Raw genomic sequence first — 21,880 nt, forward strand, 5'->3', positions numbered from 1 at the left:
GTAAGACCCTTTTTAATTCGGATTTTAATGTTTATTATAGATTAAGTAAAAAATAATGTTTTTTAGTTTATGTTTATTTTTTTACAATATATGTATTTTTTTTATTAAAAATATTTTTTTTTATTTTTTTTATAGATTGATATATTTGGTTTTTCTATAATTCATTGAAACACTTAGAATAAGCTTAATTTGACAATTTGTAGTTTTTTTTATTTTTTATTATAAAAAACGTATCTATGAGTTTGTTAGATGATTTTTAAACAACAAAAATACTGTTTTAAACTTGTATTTGTTTTGTTTATTAAGAAGATAAATATTTTTGAATAAAAGGGACTAATGTTATAAACCAGATTACGTATTAGAAATTTATTACAGATAAAAAGGACTTTGAATCTAAACAATATACTCCATTTTTTGTCCTGAATGTAAAAAGAAGACCGTTGCGGTAAAAAATTTCCGAGCATTTTACCTTCTTTGTCCTTTTTATCTTCATGACAAAGGCGAACGCATAATCTGGGATAAAACGAAAAACCCCGTTATAATGAACATGCCCCAAAAAAGGAGACACTATTTTGGGGCATTTTTATAAATGGTTTTTTTAATATTATTCTATAAAAGTATTCTTAAATATTATGATCTCTTAGATGTGTTCCTTGGAAGGATATACGAGTAAATATGATGTAAAAAATACAATGTAGGCACTTTTTGGGTTGGTATTTTCAGACTTATTAGTATGCTGTAAATTTCATTTGTTGAATTCTAATAGCATTTAAAATAGCTAATAAGGCAACACCCACATCGGCAAAAACAGCCTCCCACATAGTAGCTAAGCCACCAGCACCAAGGATTAAAACCAGACCTTTTACCAGAAATGCTAAACTAATATTTTGCCAAACAATTTTTTTTGTCTGTTTTCCTATTTCTATTGCCATTGGAATTTTACTTGGCATATCATCTTGAATAACTATATCTGCGGTTTCTATGGCAGCATCGCTTCCTAAACCTCCCATGGCTATCCCAATGTTGCTTAGCGCAATTACAGGGGCATCATTTACACCATCACCCACAAAAGCAACGGTTTCATTTTGGGCTATAATTTCTTTTACCTTATTTACTTTATCTTCGGGTAATAAATCACCAAATGATTTAGTAATTCCTAATTTAGAGGCTACAAATTTTACCACTGTACTTTTATCGCCACTAAGCATTGTAGTTCTGACACCTAAGGTTTTGAGTTTATTAATGGTGAGTTGTGCATCTTTTTTGATATTATCGGCTATTGTTAGATAACCTATAAAATTATTGTCATAAGCCACTGCAATTAGAGTATAGATAATATATTCGGGATTTATATTATATGTAATGTTAAATTTGTCCATTAATTTAAAATTTCCTACTAACAATTCTTTTCCATCAACAATGGCTCTTAATCCATGTCCCGCTATTTCTTCAACATCTTTCAATGCAATGTTAGAGTCAATTGGACCAACAAATTCATGAATAGCAGTAGCTACAGGATGTGTACTTTGACTTTCGAGAGCATTCACCATTTGTAGGATTTTATCTTTATTAGAATTAGAATTAAAAGAAACTTCTTGTACTTTAAAAACCCCTTCGGTCATAGTTCCTGTTTTATCCATTACTACATTTTGGATGTCCGCTATACTATCTAAAAAATTACTTCCTTTGAATAAAATTCCGTTTTTAGAAGCAGCTCCAATTCCTCCAAAATAGCCTAGAGGAATGCTTATAACCAAAGCACATGGGCATGAAATAACCAAGAAGACTAATGCTCTGTATAACCAATCGCTAAATACATAATTAGAAACAAAACAGATGGGGATACTACAAATTAGAATCGCTAAAAGAACCACAATTGGAGTGTAAATTTTAGCAAATTTTCTAATGAATAATTCGGTTGGAGCCTTTTGGGTAGTAGCGTTTTGTACTAATTCAAGGATTTTTGATAGTTTGCTATCCTTGTAATCCGTTGTAACTCTAATTTGTGCAACGCTATTTAGATTTATCATTCCTGCTAAAACAGTTTCTCCTTTTGTTTTGGTATTGGGTTTGCTTTCACCAGTAAGAGCGGCTGTGTCAAAAGATGTTTTTTCAGAAAGGAGTTCGCCATCTAAACCTAATTTTTCACCTGGTTTTAATAGTATAATGTCTCCAATTTTTGCTTGGGAAGCTTTTATTGTTTTTGAGCTATTATTTTCAATAATAGTTACTTCATCAGGTCTTTGGTCTAATAATGACTTAATATTGGCTTTAGCTCTGGTTACAGCCAAGGTTTGAAACACTTCACCTACTGAATAGAATAGCATGACGGCTACGCCTTCTGGAAATTCATTTATAGCAAATGCGCCTACTGTAGCAATAGACATTAGTAAAAATTCTGAGAAAAAGTTGCCTTTAGCAATGTTTTCAAAAGCTTCTTTTAAAACAGGAAAACCTACAGGCAAATAAGCTAACAGGTACCAACTTATCCTTAACCACTCCGTAAACCATAATTGAGGAATATAATTATCTAAGCCAATAGCAATTAGTAATAAAACGAATGAAACGATAATAGGGAAAAACAAATTAAAAGGCACAATGTTGGTATCATGGTTATGACCATCATTATCCGAATGATTTTTTTCAGGAGTACAACATTCCGATTTGTTATCGGAATGTTGATGTACATCGTCCTTTAGGGTACAGCAAGTTTGTTTTTTGTTGGGATTGTGTTTATTATGATTTTTCATTTGTATAAATTTTAATGTTCGTGTTCTCCTCCACCTTTAGATTGTGATAATAAATAAAAAGCTCCTTTTGTAACAACTTTAGCAGTACTAGGAACGGGGTCAATCAGTTTTATTTCAGTATAGCCTAAATCGGTAGGACCTGGAACGACCTCTATTGCTTTAAAGTGAATTTCATTTTCTTCCTCTTCTTTATTTTGATGTGTTTCTTTTGGATTTTCTTGATGAGAATCTTCTTGGAGATAGATGTAATATTTTTCACCGTTTCTAACTACTGCATCTTTAGGTAAAGCTTGAACGGTTTGATTGGTAACGTTTATATTGGCGTTAACATACATTCCCGTAATTAGTTCTTTACTGTCACTAGAGTTGATTTTAGCATGTACAGCAACGGTTTTACTTTCATTGGAAAATGATTTGTTGATGCCAAATATTTTTCCTTTGATGATTCGGTTGGATTGATTGGTCAAGATGAAATCAACTTCTTGACCTATTGCAATTTTATCTAAATCTTTTTCGTATACATTAAGATCTAGATGCATTTCACTGTTGTTAACAACTTCAAATAAGGCTAATCCTGTGTCAGCAAAAGACCCCTTAGTGATATTTATTTTTCCAACATAACCACTAATGGGAGCCAGAATAGGAATTAGAGAAGTGCTTCCTTTTAAACTTATGTTTAAAGCTTGTAATTTGTTTTTTGCAGCTTGTGCTTTGGCTCTTTCGACAGCTAATTTTGATTTTACTTCTTGAAAAGTTTTTTTAGGATTTACATCTTCATCACTTAAGGTTTTCTGACGATTGTATTCTAATTGTAAGTATTCAATATTAGCTATAGCAGTTTGGTAATCTTCTTGAATTTTAGTTACTTCTAAGTTTTGAATAGTAGCTAGAACTTTTCCTTTTGTTACATAAGTACCTTCTAGAACAAAAATGTCTTTTATGACACCATTGATTAAAGTAGAAACATCTGCTTTGTTTTGTGGAGGAACAGTTGTATAACCACTTGCTTTTATAGCACTATTTAGATTTTTATGTTCTATCTTACCTATTTCAATGCCAATGGTTTTGTATTGAACTAGAGTTAAAGCTACTTCATTTTCTGATTTTTTTTCTTCATTAGATCCATCTGTTTTGTTTTCTTTACAAGAAGTAAGGAGAATTAAAATAAAAGTATTGATAAGTAAGAAAAATTTTAATCGTGATTTTATATTGTTCATTTTAATATCTATTAGTTGTTAGGAATTGATGGGTATTGTAGAGAAATAGCACTTTGGTTGTAAGCGTTTGTTACTTCTATAGCTTGTCTTTTAATATCAATTGCTTGGTTTAAAAAATTAATATAAGACCAGTAACTTAAATCTCCATTTGCATAACTTTTTTGTGCAGCTATAATGATTTGTTCTGCATATTGTAAACCTTCTTTTTGATAATATTGCAAGCTTTTTTTATGCTTTTCATAGGTTTCTATTAGTTCTTGGTTTTGCAACTGAATGATTAATTTGCTCTTATTTAACGATAATTCTGATTGTGCGGCATTTATTTCAGAAGCTTTTGCCTTTGAAATATTAACATTTCCAAATAATGGAATTTGTAGGCCTGCTGTAAAACCTTGAAAAGGAGATTGTAACTGAATAGTTTGAAAAAAATAACCAATTCCTATTTTAGGAATTGTTAGTGCTTTGTATACAGCCGTTTCTTTTTGGTTTACTAGAATTTGTTGCTTATAATAGTCTGTAACTAGATTTTCTATCTTGTTACTTTCGTTTGATACTAATTTGTATTCTAAAGGAGTTAGAACATCAGGGGTGATTGTTTCTTCTGTTTGTAAAAAAAATTGTAACTGTTTTAAGTAAATAGATAAATCATGAATGATCTGTTTTTTTTGAGTTTCAATTTCTTTCATTTTGGCTTGAGCGCTAATAACTTCTATGCTGCCTGTTTCGCCTGTTTTGTGTCTGAGCTCTGCATTTTTTAAAAAATTAGTATAAATATTATTTAGATCGGTATTTAATTTTTGAGTAGCAATGCCATAGAGATATTGATAAAAAGCAAGTGTTACAGCTTTTTCTAATTCATATTCCGTAATTGCTTTTCGTTTTTCAGCTAATTTAGCCAACTCATCTTGTAATTGTTTGTTTGCTTTAGTAATGCCTCCAATAGGGAAATATTGTTGAATAGTAACATTATGGTCAAATTCTTTAGCATTAAATTGCCCTCCTTGATACTGAACTTGTAGAGGATCGGGTTGAAAAGCGGCTTTTTTCAATATTTTTTGTTTTTCAATTTCCTTATCGGCAATTTTTAATTCAGTATTATTTTTTTTAGCTAATTCAATAGCTCCTGATAGCGTGATGTTTTGTGTGTTTTGTCCAAAACTTAGTGTGCTAAAAAGAAATAAGATACTAGGGATAAAAGTGGTAGTTATGTTTTTATTGTGTTTGATTCCCTTTTCAAATACTAAATAAAGAATAGGTAAAACAATTAAGGTTAATAAAGTGGCTGAAATTAAGCCTCCAATAACTACAGTTGCTAGAGGTTTTTGTACCTCCGCTCCACCACTACTAGAAAGAGCCATTGGCATAAAACCTAATGAAGCTACTGCGGCAGTCATAAGTACAGGACGTAATCTTGTTTTAGTACCTAAAAACACACGTTTAACAGGATCGCTAATTCCTTCTGTTTTAAGCTGATTAAAGTACGAAATAAGTACAATTCCGTTTAAAACGGCTATACCAAATAACGCTATAAAGCCAATGCCCGCAGAAATACTAAAAGGCATTCCTCGTAACCAAAGAGCAAAAACGCCTCCAATAGCAGAAAGAGGAATGGCTGTAAAGATTAGCAAAGATTGCTTAATACTGTTAAATGTAAAATATAATAAAACCATAATTAATGCGAGAGCTATAGGTAATGCTACTGACAAACGTTTGTTTGCTTCTACTAGATTTTCAAATTGTCCGCCATAGGTTATAAAGTAACCAGGAGGAAGTTTAAAGTTTTTATTTACTTTTAGTTGGATTTCCTCTACGACACTCTTAATGTCACGACCTCTTACGTTCAGGCCAACGGTAATTCTTCTTTTTCCGTTTTCTCGAGAAACTTGTACTGGACCTTGTTCGTAGGTTATTGATGCAACTTGAGAGAGAGGTACTTGTTGTCCACTGTTTAATGGAATAAATAAGTTATTAACATCCGTTATATCTGTTCTGAAGTTTTTGTCTAGTCTGACAACAACATCAAAACGCTTACTGTTTTCGTAAATTTTGCCAGAACTTTCACCAGCAAAAGAGGCGCGGATGATTTTGTTAATATCTGTTATATTCAAACCGTATAAAGCTATTTTATTGTAGTCATATTTTATAGTTATTTGTGGTAAACCACTTACTTTTTCGGCTTTCAGGTCGCCAATTCCTTCAATAGTATTAATTTTAGAAATCAGCTCTTTTGCTTTTACATCTAATACTTCTAGGTCATCGCCAAAAATTTTAATAGCAATATCGCTACGACTTCCGGTCATTAACTCATTAAAACGCATTTGAATTGGTTGAGATATTTCGATGTTTGCGCCTGGAATAGCTTCCATTTCCTCCTTCATCATGTTCGCTAAATCTTCCCAATTATCAGCGGTTACCCATTCGCTTTTATCTTTTAGAACAATAATCAAATCCCCACTTTCTATAGGCATTGGGTCGGTTGGAATTTCGCCACTTCCTATTTTCGTTACAATGGTTTTAATTTCAGGGAATTTGGCTTTTAATAGTTGTTCATATTTTGTGGTTGTTTCCACCATTTGAGATAAAGAACTTCCGGTCATAATAGTAGCATTTATAGCTAAATCCCCTTCTTCAATGGTAGGTATAAATTCGCCTCCCATGTTTTGAAAGGTTAATAAGGTAAAGGCAAAGAGTCCGATAGCTATCCCTAAAATTATTTTTTTAAAAGTTAACGCTTTTTCAAGGATGGGAATGTACTTGCTTTCTAGCCATGCCATCATTCGATCGCTAAAATTTTCTTTATGTTCTGTGTTTTTTGATAAAAATAAAGCAGACATCATAGGTACGTAAGTAAGGGATAAAGTAAATGCTCCAATAACAGCAAATCCAACGGTCATAGCCATGGGTCTAAACATTTTTCCCTCAGTACCTATTAAGGCAAGAATGGGTAAATACACAATTAAGATAATCATTTCGCCAAAAGCAGCACTACTTCTAATTTTTGAAGCAGATTGATAAACTTCTTCATCCATTTCGGATTGAGTAAGAGGTTTTTTTCGTTTAGTAAGAAGTAAATGATGCATTGTGGCTTCTACAATAATTACCGCTCCATCTACAATAATTCCAAAATCTATAGCTCCTAAACTCATTAAGTTACCACTTATTCCAAAATAATTCATTAGAATTACTGCAAAAAGCATTGATAGAGGGATTACAGAAGCTACAATGAGTCCTGCACGCAGATTACCCAAGAACAGAATTAATACAAAAATAACTATAAGAGCACCTTCTATCAGATTTTTGGTAATTGTTCCAACGGCATTGTCTACGAGTTTTCCTCGGTCAATAAAAGCTTCAGCTACGACACCTTCTGGAAGTGTTTTGTTAATTTGTTCCATTTTTTCTTTCACACGATTAACCACGGCACTTGAATTTTCGCCCTTAAGCATTAGGGCTAATCCGCTAACAATTTCGCCTTTCCCATCTTTAGTTGAAGCTCCGTATCGTAATGCAATACCTTCGCGTACTGTAGCTACATCACGAATTAATACAGGAGCGCCATTACGATTTTTTACTACAACGTTTTGTAGATCTTGAATGCCTGTAGCCATTCCTACACCACGAATGAAGTAGGCGTATTGATCTTTTTCAATATAAGCGCCTCCTGTATTTTGATTGTTTTTTTCAAGAGCTTGAAAAATTTCTGAAATAGTAACGCCTAAGCTATTAAGGGTGTTAGGATTAACAGCTATTTCATACTGTTTTAATTTGCCTCCCCAAGTGCTAACTTCTGCAACGCCTTCTATACCTTGTAGTTGAGGTACAATGATCCAATCTTGAATCGTTCGTAATTGTATGGCGTCGTATTTGTTTTCATACCCTTTTTTAGCATATACATCATATTGATAAATTTCGCCAAGTCCTGTAGAAATAGGAGCTAAACTAGGAGAACCCGCATAATCAGGGATGTTTTCTTGTGCTTCTTTTAAGCGTTGAAAAATCTGTTCACGAGCCCAATAAATATCAACGTCATCTTTAAAAACAACCGTTACAACAGATAGTCCAAATCGTGAAATACTGCGTAATTCTACAATTTTAGGGATCGTTTTTACAGATCGTTCTAAAGGATATGTGATTAATTGTTCTACTTCTTGACTAGCAAGAGTCGGGGCGGTAGTAATAATTTGTACCTGATTATTTGTTACATCTGGTAGGGCATCAAGAGGTAATTGTTTTACCGAATAGCTTCCCCAAGCTAATAATATAATGGTAAAAAGCAGTATAAGAAACTTGTTCTTTATACTGAATTGTATAATTTTATCTAACATCGAAAATATATAATAAGTTAATAATGAGCAAACAAAAGAGTTGCTATTAGAAAAGTATTTGCGTAGTTCTTAACTACGCTACACTATAAAACTTATTATACTATTTTGGGTGGTTGCCAAATACTGTTGTAGAAATTAGTATAAAAAACCGACTTGTAAAGTGATTCTTTATTTTTAGTATTTATAATAGAAAAGGTTTCAAAATCGTAGGAAATAATTGATTGGTAGACTAATATTTGAGTACCGCAACAATTGCATACACAAAAAGGGGAACACAAATCATCATCAGTATGCGAATGATTTTTATCCTGTAGATTAGTTGTGATAGATTGAGCCATAGATCGTTCATCTTCTATCATATCGAGACAAGGCAACCCTGACAATATGAGGAAATAAACGGATAATATGATATATAGCAATCTCATCAGTACAAATTAATAAAAAAAAAAGCTAGAAACAAAGAATAAATCTTAGTTTAGAAAGAGTAAAGATAAAAGAGACTTATAGTATTTGAAATTATGAACCCAGAGAATAGTGGTATTTTGAAAAAAGTTTCTAAGCAAATAAAGCTTCCTTTTACCTGAAATTTTTGGGGAGTAGTTGGTGTAAAATGTTTATTTTTAATAATTATAAGCAAAGTGAAGAATAAAGAGGGTGTCCTAAAAAGTAAAGAATCAAGATTTAGTTTGTTACTCTGAGGGAAAGAGGCATTTCATTATCAAAAGTATGTAATTTTGTTTTGCCTAGGTTTCCTTTGGGTTGGTTAGAGTAAGACGACTGAACAACGTTAGATAACAGATTATCTATTTTTTGGACACCTTCTTTCTTTAATTATTATATAGTTTTTAAATAGTTTGTGTATTCTTTTTCAATGCGTTCTTGATGGGTAGGATGTGCAATTTTTACCATTTCATTTACGCGCTGTTTGAGCGTTTTTCCGTATAGGTCCGCTATGCCATTTTCTGTAATAATATATTGCACATGTGAACGAGTAGTTACTACACCAGCTCCTTGTTTTAAGAACGGAACAATTCTACTCTCCCCTTTCTTAGTAATAGAAGGTAAGGCAATAATTGCTTTTCCTTCTTCACTAAGTGAAGCTCCACGAATAAAGTCCATTTGTCCACCCACTCCTGAATACATTTTCATTCCTATAGAATCAGCACAAACTTGCCCCGTTAAATCCACCTCAATAGCTGAATTAATAGCTACCATTCTTTTGTTTTTTCGTATTCTAGCCGTGTCATTTACAAATGAAGATTCTTTCATTTCAATAAAAGGATTGTCATTTACAAAATCATACAATCGTTGAGAACCTATTAAAAAAGTAGCTAATACCCTTCTTTGTAATATCCCTTTGTAATTACAATTAATAATATCTTTTTCAATTAAGTCAATTACCCCGTCACTAAACATTTCAGTATGTAATCCTAAATCTTTATGATTTGTAAGTTTAGATAATACAGCATTAGGGATAGAACCAATGCCCATTTGTAAGGTGCTTTTGTTTTCTATCAGACTAGCTACATAACTTCCTATTTTTTCTTCTTCAGCCGAAATAGGAGCTATCTTATGACCAAATATAGGATGATTGACCTCTACAATATAATCTATTTCGGTTTCGTGTAGGATTCCATCTCCAAAAGTTCTTGGCATTTGAGGATTTACTTGAGCAACAACAATTTCGGCATTTTCTATAGCTGCTAAAGTAGCTTCCACAGAAGTACCTAATGAACAATAGCCATGTTTGTCTGGTGGCGATACGTGAATAAAAACAACATCTAATAGAACTACCTTTTTTCGGAATAAATTAGGTAATTCACTCAAAAAAACAGGCGTATAAGAGCCATTGCCTTCCTTTAACGTATGACGTACATTAGCGCCTATAAAGAAAGAATTAACATGAAAACTAGCCGATAGAGAAGGATCCGCATACGGTGCCTCTCCTTCTGTATGCAAATGACATATTTCTACATTTTTTAGTTCTGATGCTCTTTCTGATAAAGCCTTTGTTAACACACTGGGTGTAGCCGCCGCCGCTTGTACATAAACTCGATGACCAGACTTAACTACTTTTACAGCTTCCGCTGCGGATACATATTTACTCATAACCTAAAATTTTACCCCCAAATCTAAGTATTTAGTAAGGATCGTAATATGATAAATCTCATGCCTAAAATTAGATCGTTTATTAAACTATTATTGTATTTTTGCACACTTACTTTGAAGAAATGAGTAAAATAATAGTAAAAACACGAGAGCAGATAGAATTAATGCGAGAAAGTGCTTTAATTGTGTCAAAAACGTTAGGGATGTTAGCTTCAGAAATCAAGCCTGGGGTAAGTACCTTATATTTAGATAAATTAGCAGAAACCTTTATTCGTGATCACGGTGCTACACCTGCATTCTTAGGAATGTATGGTTTTCCAAATTCACTTTGTATGAGTCCGAATTCACAGGTAGTTCACGGAATTCCAACGGATAAGCCTTTAGAAGAGGGCGATATTATTTCAGTAGATTGTGGAGCCTTAAAAAATGGGTTTTATGGAGATCATGCCTATACTTTTGAAGTAGGAGAGGTGGATCTAGCCACTAAAATGCTTTTAAAAACCACAAAAGAATCACTGTATATTGGTATTCGTGAATTAAAAGCAGGAAACAGAACAGAAGATGTTGGTCATGCAATCCAAAAATATTGTGAAAGTCATGGTTACGGTGTGGTTCGTGAACTGGTAGGGCATGGTATAGGGGAAACAATGCACGAAGCACCCGAAATGCCTAATTATGGTAAAAAAGGACGAGGTAAACTATTGCAAGAAGGAATGGTAGTGGCTATAGAACCTATGGTTAATATGGGAACTAAAAATATCAAACAACATAAAGATGGCTGGACTATTACGACTGCTGATGGTAAACCTTCTGCCCATTTTGAACACGATGTAGCCATAATTGATGGAAAACCTGAACTCCTTTCAACCTTTGCATACATTTATCAAGCATTAGGGATACAAACTAATGAAGAGGATGAGTTTAGAGCCAATAAATTAGTGATTTGATGATTCCTTCAAATCTTTCTATATCAAATTTAAAAAATAAATATTGTTTTTAAGTAAAATGCAATGAAGTTAAAATACTAAAATATTGCTATAATAGAAAGGCGGATATAACTATAGACAGAATTACCTTAATAGCTGGACAAAATGATTCTAGTAAAAGTACTGTAAGTAAAGTTGTGTACTCAATAATCAAAGGATTTAATCAAGGTAAAAATTCTTTTGATGAAGGGAATTTATTATTGATAACATATTATTATCATTGATTTTTTCAAGAAATTAACAAATTCGATAGTTCTTCATTGATGTATTCCAAACAAAATCAATAGACAAAAGTTGGATAGAATCTGTTAAATTTTTTTGCTAATTTAGAACTTGATAGTGATGGTATAAAAAAATATTTTTGTTGAAATATCTGTTCTAAAAAACGAGCTTCAATAAAGAAATAAAATAGGTATTAGATGAGACTATTCTTAGTAAAACGATTTTAGAGTTAAGTTTGAACAAACAACATCAAGACCATACTCGTTCTGTAAAAAATCTCGTGGAATAAAAAAATGTTATAAATGGGATAATTAGATCTCTTAATAACAGTACAGTTGACGCTTTAGATGGTTAAGAAGGTAATGTTTTTTTAATTGAATTTAAAGATGAAAGAGTTTGCAATCTGACTCATAATTGGAAAAAAATTACGGAAGTTGTTTCTAAAATTTTTCAAACAATCAAAAAATACTAAAAATATATTTAGAAAACAGTATCCAAACTAATAATTTTTATGAAAACAAAATAACATTCATACATGTTTTTAGTTCAAACAAAACGGTACTACGATTTTAAATTAGCATAAAACAAAAAATGAAAAAAATATTTAAATTCTTTTTAAATGTAATCCCAAGACCAATTCTGATAAGAATTAGTTTTATAGTACGCCCTATATTAGCATTTGTATTAAAAGGAAACCAATTTACAGATCCTATAGACGGAAAAAGTTTCAGAATGTTTCTTCCCTATGGTTATGGTAATCAAAGGAATAATGTTCTTTCACCTAGTACACTTTCATTAGAAAGACACCGTTTGTTGTGGTTATACCTTCAAAATGAAACTGATTTTTTTATAGCTAAGAATAAAAAAAAAGTATTGCATTTTGCTCCAGAACAAGAGTTCTACAAACGGTTTAAAAAACAAACGAATATAGAATATGTTACTACCGATTTGTTTTCGCCATTAGCTGATGTAAAAGCAGATATATGCAATCTTCCGTTTAAAGATAATTCGTATGACATTATTTTTTGTAATCATGTTTTAGAACATATTCCAGATGACACAAAAGCCATGCAAGAATTATATCGTGTACTTAAACCAGGAGGAATGGGGATTTTTCAGATTCCACAGGATTATTCACGACAAACTACCTTTGCTGATGATACAATAACAGATCCAAAAGAACGTGCAAAAATATTCGGACAATATGATCATGTGCGTGTATATGGGCTAGACTATTTTGATAAATTAAGAAGCATAGGTTTTACTGTTAAAGAAATAGATTATACCAAAACATTAGAAGACTCATTGGTTCAAAAATATTGTTTAGCAAAAGGAGAAATTATTCCTGTTTGTTTTAAATAAAAAGAAAAATAAATTATCTAAAAGGAGGAGTCTTGTTGAAAATGATGAGATTCCTCCTTTTTAAATTATAGAATAATAACAATTATAAATTTAAAAAGAATGTCTTTTTCGTTAGCACTCGATTTATCATGGAATGAAGCAGAAGAACGTTGGGTTCCCTTTTTGTATTTAATCAATACAAACCAACTTCCTTTGTATGTTTTTAAAACAGCCAATGAAGAAACTTTAAAAAGCATTTCAAAAGAATTAAGTTCAGAAGAAAAGAAATTATGGCTTCTAGTAATTGATTTGAAAACAGAAAATATTCTTAAAAAATTTACAAAGAATAAAAAAATAACTTCATTAAGTTTACTAAAAGAAGATAAGACTATCAAAAAACTTTTACAAGAGTACTTAAATAGAAAAACAGAAGCTATTTTAAAGGCTATTCAAGATTTAGAACTCCCCTTTAGTGTAAACTTAAATTCAAAAAAAGAGTTTTATATTAATCAGGTGCATTTTACTAATAAAACAATGCCTGCTCAATTACATTTTACTAAAAATGAAGAAGGAATCGTGTATACACTTACTCTAACTGATAAAGGAAAAACAGTACATCCCTATCAAAACGATATAAGTATCTTAACTCAATTTCCTTGCTGGATTGTTTTTAACAAACAGCTAATTTTAATTCCAGAAATAGATGGATTAAAGTTAAAACCATTCCTGAAAAATCAATCGGTACACATTCCTAAACGAATGGAAACGGAGTATTTTAAAAAATTTATTAGTGATATCATAAAAAAAGTAACAATAGAAACCGAAGGTTTTATAATTGACACTTTTGATGAAATAGTCTCTTATGATTTAAAAGGAAATCATGATTTTTTAAATAAACAGTTTTTTATTCAGATTCTCTTTGATTACAAAGGATATGTTTTTTCATCGAATATGGATAAAAAACAAGATTCTTCTATAGCATTTGAAGCAGATGATGCCGTAAAAGTAATTCAATATAAAAGAGATTTCTCAAAAGAGTTAGTAATAGAAAAAAAATTAATTGACTTTGGATTTGAAAAAAACAGAGAAGGAAACTTTTATTTATCTAATTCCTCTGCCGAATTAGATAGTATAGAATTTATCTTGAAACAAAAAGAAAATTTACAAGCACTAGGCTTCCTTTTAGATCCATTTTTAATTGATCATAAAAAAATTCAAACCAATAAAATAACACTTTCTTTACAAAGTACTGAACAAGCCGATTGGTTTGATCTGAAGATGACTATTTCCTGTGGAACTCATAATTTCCCTTTTTCAGATATTGTATCTAATATTAAAAATGGAAATCAATGGTTTTTACTCCCAGATGGAACGTACTTTATTATTCCTAGTGAATGGATGAAACGCTATGGCACACTAGCTCAATTTGGAACAAAGCAAACGGATGGAGGGATTAGTTTGCCTAAAAGTCATTTCCAGAATTTAAATTTAGAAGATGTTATTTTAGAAACAGAAAACACCTCAAAACAAACCTTAATTTATGAGCCTTCGAATTTGTTAAAAGCCACTTTAAGACCGTATCAAATTCAAGGGGTACAATGGCTTTTGAATCATTATACAAACGGAGTAGGAGCTTGTCTAGCAGATGATATGGGGTTGGGTAAAACCTTACAAACATTAGCCTTACTTATTGCAGTACAAGAAAACGAACGATCAGAAGCATCAGTTGCAACCTCTGAAATGGATCTATTTGCGGATTCAAAAACACAAGAAGCAGAACCATTAAAAGCATTAGTTGTAGTGCCCTCCTCATTAGTATTCAACTGGTACAATGAAGCTAAAAAATTTGCACCCCATTTCAAATGTATAAAATACGTAGGAACAGATAGAAAGATATTGGGGAAAAAGTTAAATCGTTACGATCTTATATTTACCAGCTTCTCTATACTAAGTAGAGACAGCGTATCACTACAAAAAATCCCTTTTCATTATTTAATCGTAGATGAAAGCCAACAAATAAAAAACCGAAATTCTAAAATATTCAAAGCCTTAACCACCTTACAAGCAGAACATAGAATTTCGTTAAGTGGTACACCTATTGAAAATTCATTAGCAGATCTGTGGTCACAAATGCAATTTATAAATCCATCTATATTAGGTGAATTTCCTTTTTTTGATCAATATTTTAAAAAACCAATTGAAAAATATAAAGATGAAAGTAAAATAGGTGAGCTAAAAAATATTATCAATCCTTATATCCTAAGAAGAACCAAGACAGAAGTATTAAAAGATCTTCCCGACTTAATAGAACAAGTAGTATACTGCCAAATGGATGAAGAACAAGAAAAACAATACGAAGAAGAAAAATCCAAAGCTCGTAACTACCTCCTTAAATTAGAAGATTCATCTTCTATGATACATATATTAAATGTGCTAATGAAACTACGCCAATGGAGCAATCATCCTAAGTTAGTTGATCCCACTCTAACAATGGCATCGGGTAAGTTTTATGATGTAACTGGATATTTAGATACTTTGGCAAAAGCAAAGAATAAAACCTTAATATTTAGCTCGTTTGTAAGTCATTTAGCTATTTATGAAGATTGGTGTGTTCAAAATAATATTCGTTTTTGTTCATTAACAGGCACTACATCCGTAGAACAAAGAGAAAATAGTGTAAGACAGTTTCAAACAGATGAAGAGATCGTATTCTTCTTTATTTCCCTAAAAGCAGGAGGAGTAGGACTTAATTTAACAAAAGCTTCTTATATCATTTTATTAGATCCTTGGTGGAATCCTTTTGCAGAAAAACAAGCCATAGCAAGAGCTCATAGAATCGGACAAGAAAACAAAGTAAATGTCGTTCGTTTTATCACACAAAATACAATTGAAGAAAAAATATTACAATTGCAACAAAATAAAAAAGAATTATCTGACAGTATTATTGATGAAAGTGTTATCCCCGAATCAATAACCGAAAATTTAGCATATTTCTTGCAATAAATTAAACAATAATAGGTTTAAAATAGTAATTTAGTTTCCAATTATGCAAATTAATGTAGTTTTAATTAAACCATAAACCATGAAATCAATTTCCCTCTTCATAGTATTGCTTTTTAATCATTGTGCTTGGTGTCAACCAGTTGAAAATGTTGCGCCATTTAATATTAAAACCATTGCATTTAAACAAGGGGATCATGTAGTGTTTCCTTTTTTTGAATTAGGAGAAGATTTTGAATTTAGTTTTGATGATTTACACGGGAATGAAGAAGACTATTATTTTACCTTAACTCACTGCAATTACGATTGGGAAATATCCGATCTAACTAGAAATGAATATTTAAATGGGAATGATAATCAACGAATTCAAGACTATCAAAATTCATTCAATACCCTACAAGGTTATTCCCATTATCGTTTGAATTTTCCGAATAATTTTTGTCAAATTATAAAAAGCGGGAATTACATACTTTCTATTTTAAATAAAAATAAAGAAATAATCTTTTCAAGAAAGTTTATAATTTATGAAAAAAGAGTAGAAGTCCCCATTCAAATCAAACGCTCCAGGACTCTAAATGATATAGCAGAAAAACACAATGTTGAATTTGCCATAAAATCTAAAAATATCCTTTTTCAAAATCCATTACAAAATATAAAAATTGCACTCATTCAAAATGGGCGATGGAATACGGCTAAATACAATATAAAACCACAATATACCATTGGTAATGAATTGATCTATCGTTACAACGCTGAAACACAATTTTGGGCAGGAAATGAATATTATTATTACGATAATAAAGACATAAAAACACCTACCAACAATATAGCAAGGGTAGATTCAAATTCAGGTTTGTACAAAACCTTGTTATATTCTAATGAAGTAAGAAAAGATAAAGGATATACCTTTTTTCCTGATATCAACGGAATTTTTCAGAATAGAAACATTTTTGCACGAGACAATAATGATGTAGAAACAGATTATACTTGGGTTTACTTTTCCTTATTTGCACCTAATTATCCAAAAGATGCCACTATTTATGTAACAGGCTTATTTAACAATTATCAAATGACAGATGAAAACAAAATGGACTATAATGCAAGTAAAGAAATGTATGAAAAAGCCATTATGATTAAACAAGGATTTGTAAACTATAATTATACCTTAATAAACCCAAAAAATCAAATAGATTATAAGAACGCCATTGACGGAAATTATTATCAAACAGAAAATAAATACCAGGTTTTTGTATATTATCGAGCTAACGGAGAACGTTTTGATCGAATAATAGGTGTAGGAGAAGCAAGTTCACAAAATATTACTAATTAAATTTAACAAATATTAAAAACAAAGATGTTTTTATTTTTTGCTAAATTTGCGCTTACAACAAAAGGTAAAATGGTTACTCAAGTTACAAAAGGGATCAAAATTTCGGTAGAGACAATTTTTGAAGGAACTTATTTCAAAAACCAGTCTGTGCATTTTGCATTTTCATATCATATTACCATAGAAAATCATAGTAAAGACCAAGTACAACTTCTATCTCGTCATTGGGATATATACGATGCACTCAATTATCACGAAACCGTAGAAGGAGAAGGAGTAGTAGGAGAAAAACCCATACTCAAGTCAGGAGAAAAGTATACCTATAGTTCAGGATGTCTACTTTCTTCCCCACATGGTAGTATGACAGGATATTTTACGATGATTAATTTTGCTACTACAAAAAAATTTAATGTTGTAATACCTGTTTTTTACTTAAATGCACCTTTTGCGCTAAGTTAGTTTGGTGTACATAAAATACAGTTTAATTTTATAAAATTTAAAAAAAAAGAGATACGATGCCTTTTTTAAAAGGCATTTTGTATTTTTGTTAGTATTACATAAAATGAACGTATAATTTAAACAATAAAAATACAATGCTTAAAGGATTTTTTAACGTACCAAAAGCGGTTAATGAACCCGTAAAATCGTACGCTCCAAATTCTCCAGAGAGAGCTGCTGTATTAGCAGCTTATCAAGAAATGTGGAATTCAAAAGTAGATGTTCCTCTATATATCGGTAGCGAAGAAATTCGTACAGGTAATACACGCAATATGACTCCACCACATGATCACCAACATGTAGTAGGAACCTATCATCTAGCAGAGAAAGAACACGTACAAAAAGCTATTACCAATGCTTTAGAAAGCCGTACAAAATGGGCTAACATGGCATGGGAGCAAAGAGCGGCTATCTTTTTAAAAGCGGCTGAATTAATTGCAGGGCCTTACCGTGCAAAAATTAATGCAGCTACTATGATTGCACAATCCAAAACAATTCATCAAGCCGAAATTGATGCGGCTTGCGAATTAATAGATTTCTTGCGTTATAATGTAGAATTTATGGTGCAAATCTATAAAGATCAACCCGCTTCTGATTCGTCCGTATGGAATCGTGTAGAGTACCGTCCGTTAGAGGGGTTCGTATATGCTATTACCCCTTTTAACTTTACAGCTATTGCGGCTAATTTGCCTGCAAGTGCAGCTTTAATGGGGAATGTAGTAGTTTGGAAACCATCCGATAGCCAAGTTTTTTCAGCAAAAATAATCATTGATGTTTTTAAAGAAGCAGGCGTGCCAGACGGTGTAATCAATGTCGTTTTTGGTGATCCTGTAATGGTAACAGACACAATATTAGCCTCTCCTGATTTTGCGGGTATTCACTATACAGGTTCTACGTTTATCTTTAAAGAATTATGGAAGAAAATCGGAGAAAACATCCATACCTATAAAACATATCCGAGAATTGTAGGAGAAACCGGAGGGAAAGATTTCGTTTTAGTACATCCTACAGCTAATGTAAAACAAGTAGTAGCTAATACATTACGTGGTGCCTTTGAATTTCAAGGACAAAAGTGTTCAGCCGCTTCAAGAGCCTATTTTCCAGCTTCTTTATGGTCTGCTATCAAAGAAGAAATGGGCAAAGAATTAGCAACATTCAAGCAAGGTTCGCCAGAAGATTTCTCCAACTTTGTAACGGCAGTTATTCATGAAGGATCATTTGATAAATTAGCCAAATATATTGACCAAGCTAAGGCTGATGCCGATGCAGAAGTTATTTTTGGTGGAGGGTATGATAAATCAAAAGGATATTTCGTAGAACCAACGGTTATCTTAACAACAAACCCAAAATACGCAACTATGGAAACCGAATTATTCGGTCCAGTATTGACTATTTATGTATATGAAGATGCCGCTTGGACAGATACTTTAAAATTAGTAGATGCTACCTCAGAATATGCGTTAACAGGTGCCATTTTCAGTGGTTGTCGTTATGCCATTGAAGAAGCCACAATAGCGTTGCAAAACTGTGCGGGTAACTTCTATATTAATGATAAACCAACAGGAGCAGTAGTAGGAATGCAACCATTTGGAGGAGCTAGAGCTTCTGGAACCAATGATAAAGCAGGTTCTGCGCAAAACTTATTACGTTGGGTTTCTCCTAGAACAATCAAAGAAACTTTTGTAACACCAGTAGATTATAGATATCCTTTCTTAGGATAATCAAACATAAAAGAGGGTGTCCTAAAAAAAGAGGGCAATCTTGTTATTTCGACACTAAAAGGAGAAATTACATAGTACTAATAATGTGTTTCTCCTGTCGCCGAAGTAACAAGCTAGACGTTAAACGATTACTTTTAGGCACCCACTTTTTAAGATTTCATTTTAAAATTCTACGAGAGCGAGTGAAAAAGACCCAAACGGTAGTTTTTGACCCTGTTTCTAATTCCGAAAAGACAGGATATTATGATGAAATTTTAAAAAATGAGATAGTGTTATTTTAACCTCTTAGGTTTTATTTTCAGCCCCATTTGTTACTCCGACGGTAGGAGGAGTCGCATAATCCCAATCAAAAACACTTCATGAAAGGGGAGTATCATAACCAGAATTTTAAAAAAAAACGTTGCGTTGCTCACTTTATCGGATCCCTCCTTATGTCGGGATGACAAGAATCCGAATGAAAAATACTTCATGGGAGAATAGTGTTTATTAGTCTTTTAAACTACAGACCGTTTTAAAAGAGTCTATTAATTCTGAAACTTCATTCCTCATTTTTCCCTAGACAAGCCAAAGGAGAACCGCCAAAATTAATCAGATGATAACTCGGATCGCTTAAGTTCTCCTTAAGATTGAAATCAAAAATTAAACGTTGTAATATTACTCTGTTTGGAGTTATTCTTTATTTTTCTAACGAAAAATTTTTAAAACTAGAGACATCTATGACTTCTTCATTGTCTGCATCATAAGTAATTTCTACTTGATCTCCTACGCGTGTAATGGGTAATTGATTAGACAACTGTGAAGAACCAATAAATATTTTATTTTCTCCTTGTATGGTAAAGTAGTAAAAACTATTGCCATTTTTCACATCGTTTTGTATACGAGTTACTGCGGATTTAACCGTTTTTTTATCTGTTGCGGTTTCTAATTTTATCCCATCACCTGACATATTATAAGCATTTTTATAAGCCATTAGAGTTTCACGCATCGTATTTCCTACGCCAACAATAGTATAATCATGAATAGAAACCATAGCAAACATTTTTACTAAACCGCCTCTATCTTTTAACGTCATAACGTAAGTAGGGATATTGTTAATATTATACGGAATAGGTAATGACGCGTTATATCCTTTCTCCTGTACTTTTCCTTGGGCTGAATTTTGTGCGGCAAATTCCGTTGCTCCACTTTGTTTATAAAATGTAGCTTGTTTAGTACGAGTATCTACTAATACAAACCCTACAGATGATTCATCTTTTCCTACAGAAGTTAAACCCGTGTACCAATAGGACTTATTATCTTTACCATACACTAAGCTCATCCCTTCGGTAATTTTTAGTTTATCTGCATTAGAAAAATTCCAATAGCCATGTACTAACTCGCCCCAGTCATTTAATTGGTCTTCAATAAAGCCAATGGGTTGTATACGATCTACCCATTGAGGGGTATTGGCTATAGTATATTCTTTTATAATGCCTGTCTGTGCATCTACTACCAAGACACCAGTAGCATCATTTCCCGTAAATCCTATTTTTTTATCATATTTAGTTACCACCCAAAATGGTTTTCCTGTATCATCTACTTCAAAAGTAAAATCTGTTAATCCAGTAGACGTATAGCCATTAAAATAAATATGTCTGCGTATTTCATTGCCCAAATAAGCACTTGGTTGATATTTAATTTTAATAGGTTTTCCACTATTATTTTGTACCAATTGTACATCGCGTTCATTTGTTGCTGAAACCATTACATAACCAGCGGTTCCTTCTGTATTATTTAACCATTTAAAAAAACCAGAATGAAGTAAAGGAGCAACCCAGTACAATTTATTGTTTATTTTTTGAATATAAAATTCGCCTAAATGTACTTGACTTCCTAAAGCAGGTTGCGAGCCTAGTATTTTTTCGCCTAATAAATAGGCAAGATCTTCATCTACTACACGAATTTCATTTAATGAAATAGGGGCTATATGTTTTGAAATTTTATCGCCATTAGCTACTTTACCTATTAATTCTTGATGTTTTTTAGTTTGTATCAAACGGGAACTAAAAATAGGGAATATAAATATATATACTAACAGTATTCCTATAACATACAACCATATACTTGAAGGTAGATTTATCATTTTAACTTGCTTTCCATCGCGAGAAATCTGAAGTTTTGTAGAAAGAATCATCCATACAAAAACTAAAATTAAAAGTAAAAAAGGAAGTTCAACAAAACCGTAATTTAATACTGGTAAATTAAAATAAACAAGTAGGCAACCCAATACAATTAGGATAAATCCTTTTATAAAATGATTCATACACATTTTTTTGATTAGCTGTTAGACGCAATTCATAGAGAATAGTTACAAAAATTGGTTTCAATAATTTTATGTATTTTTG

At 31.9% G+C, this 21,880-nt stretch carries 12 protein-coding genes; 6 read left to right on the top strand and 6 right to left on the bottom strand.

Annotation, left to right across the window (positions count from 1 at the left end):
* Window positions 1-728: 728 nt before the first annotated feature.
* The 5 genes from B0A78_RS02075 to B0A78_RS02095 form a co-directional block, all read right to left on the bottom strand.
* Entirely contained in the window at window positions 729-2,750 is a 2,022-nt protein-coding gene (locus tag B0A78_RS02075) for a heavy metal translocating P-type ATPase (protein WP_014164724.1), read from the bottom strand.
* An 11-nt stretch (window positions 2,751-2,761) separates the two neighbouring features.
* Window positions 2,762-3,967, bottom strand: a complete 1,206-nt coding sequence (locus B0A78_RS02080) for an efflux RND transporter periplasmic adaptor subunit (RefSeq protein ID WP_014164725.1) — start codon at window positions 3,965-3,967, stop codon at window positions 2,762-2,764.
* Between the two features lie 11 nt (window positions 3,968-3,978).
* The gene (locus B0A78_RS02085; RefSeq protein ID WP_014164726.1) at window positions 3,979-8,292 is read right to left on the bottom strand and encodes a CusA/CzcA family heavy metal efflux RND transporter; all 4,314 of its coding nucleotides are present in this window, start codon (window positions 8,290-8,292) and stop codon (window positions 3,979-3,981) included.
* A gap of 95 nt (window positions 8,293-8,387) precedes the next feature.
* Entirely contained in the window at window positions 8,388-8,717 is a 330-nt protein-coding gene (locus B0A78_RS02090) for a DUF6660 family protein (protein ID WP_225556131.1), read from the bottom strand.
* 409 nt (window positions 8,718-9,126) lie between these two features.
* On the bottom strand, window positions 9,127-10,401 hold the full coding sequence (locus B0A78_RS02095) for an acetyl-CoA hydrolase/transferase family protein (RefSeq protein WP_097609328.1): 1,275 nt from the start codon (window positions 10,399-10,401) through the stop codon (window positions 9,127-9,129).
* Between the two features lie 122 nt (window positions 10,402-10,523).
* Here B0A78_RS02095 and map point away from each other — a divergent pair, with 122 nt between their 5' ends.
* The 6 genes from map (at window position 10,524) to pruA (ending at window position 19,496) form a co-directional block, all read left to right on the top strand.
* Complete coding sequence (map, locus tag B0A78_RS02100) at window positions 10,524-11,348, top strand: type I methionyl aminopeptidase (RefSeq protein WP_014164728.1); 825 nt, start codon at window positions 10,524-10,526, stop codon at window positions 11,346-11,348.
* A gap of 852 nt (window positions 11,349-12,200) precedes the next feature.
* Window positions 12,201-12,971, top strand: a complete 771-nt coding sequence (locus B0A78_RS02105; protein WP_014164729.1) for a class I SAM-dependent methyltransferase — start codon at window positions 12,201-12,203, stop codon at window positions 12,969-12,971.
* Window positions 12,972-13,070: 99 nt separating this feature from the next.
* Window positions 13,071-15,953, top strand: a complete 2,883-nt coding sequence (locus B0A78_RS02110; protein WP_014164730.1) for a DEAD/DEAH box helicase — start codon at window positions 13,071-13,073, stop codon at window positions 15,951-15,953.
* Window positions 15,954-16,032: 79 nt separating this feature from the next.
* Complete coding sequence (locus tag B0A78_RS02115; protein WP_097609329.1) at window positions 16,033-17,280, top strand: type IX secretion system plug protein; 1,248 nt, start codon at window positions 16,033-16,035, stop codon at window positions 17,278-17,280.
* 69 nt (window positions 17,281-17,349) lie between these two features.
* Complete coding sequence (apaG, locus tag B0A78_RS02120; RefSeq protein WP_014164732.1) at window positions 17,350-17,736, top strand: Co2+/Mg2+ efflux protein ApaG; 387 nt, start codon at window positions 17,350-17,352, stop codon at window positions 17,734-17,736.
* 134 nt (window positions 17,737-17,870) lie between these two features.
* Window positions 17,871-19,496, top strand: coding sequence for an L-glutamate gamma-semialdehyde dehydrogenase (gene pruA, locus B0A78_RS02125; protein ID WP_065213765.1), 1,626 nt, complete (start codon window positions 17,871-17,873; stop codon window positions 19,494-19,496).
* 676 nt (window positions 19,497-20,172) lie between these two features.
* On the opposite strand, the gene B0A78_RS02130 is transcribed toward pruA, so the two are convergent.
* A complete protein-coding gene (locus tag B0A78_RS02130) occupies window positions 20,173-21,798 on the bottom strand; it encodes a hypothetical protein (protein WP_065213764.1) in 1,626 nt (541 codons plus the stop codon).
* Window positions 21,799-21,880: the final 82 nt, after the last annotated feature.

Origin of the sequence: Flavobacterium columnare NBRC 100251 = ATCC 23463 (assembly GCF_002530675.1) — a bacterium.
Taxonomy (GTDB): domain Bacteria; phylum Bacteroidota; class Bacteroidia; order Flavobacteriales; family Flavobacteriaceae; genus Flavobacterium; species Flavobacterium columnare.

Bases quoted from the DNA above. Each gene is read 5' to 3' on its own strand.
- B0A78_RS02095 (WP_097609328.1), bottom strand. From the start codon at position 10,401: ATGAGTAAATATGTATCCGCAGCGGAAGCTGTAAAAGTAGTTAAGTCT.
- apaG (WP_014164732.1), top strand. From the start codon at position 17,350: ATGGTTACTCAAGTTACAAAAGGGATCAAAATTTCGGTAGAGACAATT.
- B0A78_RS02110 (WP_014164730.1), top strand. From the start codon at position 13,071: ATGTCTTTTTCGTTAGCACTCGATTTATCATGGAATGAAGCAGAAGAA.
- map (WP_014164728.1), top strand. From the start codon at position 10,524: ATGAGTAAAATAATAGTAAAAACACGAGAGCAGATAGAATTAATGCGA.
- B0A78_RS02075 (WP_014164724.1), bottom strand. From the start codon at position 2,750: ATGAAAAATCATAATAAACACAATCCCAACAAAAAACAAACTTGCTGT.
- B0A78_RS02085 (WP_014164726.1), bottom strand. From the start codon at position 8,292: ATGTTAGATAAAATTATACAATTCAGTATAAAGAACAAGTTTCTTATA.
- B0A78_RS02130 (WP_065213764.1), bottom strand. From the start codon at position 21,798: ATGAATCATTTTATAAAAGGATTTATCCTAATTGTATTGGGTTGCCTA.
- B0A78_RS02115 (WP_097609329.1), top strand. From the start codon at position 16,033: ATGAAATCAATTTCCCTCTTCATAGTATTGCTTTTTAATCATTGTGCT.
- B0A78_RS02105 (WP_014164729.1), top strand. From the start codon at position 12,201: ATGAAAAAAATATTTAAATTCTTTTTAAATGTAATCCCAAGACCAATT.
- B0A78_RS02080 (WP_014164725.1), bottom strand. From the start codon at position 3,967: ATGAACAATATAAAATCACGATTAAAATTTTTCTTACTTATCAATACT.
- B0A78_RS02090 (WP_225556131.1), bottom strand. From the start codon at position 8,717: ATGAGATTGCTATATATCATATTATCCGTTTATTTCCTCATATTGTCA.
- pruA (WP_065213765.1), top strand. From the start codon at position 17,871: ATGCTTAAAGGATTTTTTAACGTACCAAAAGCGGTTAATGAACCCGTA.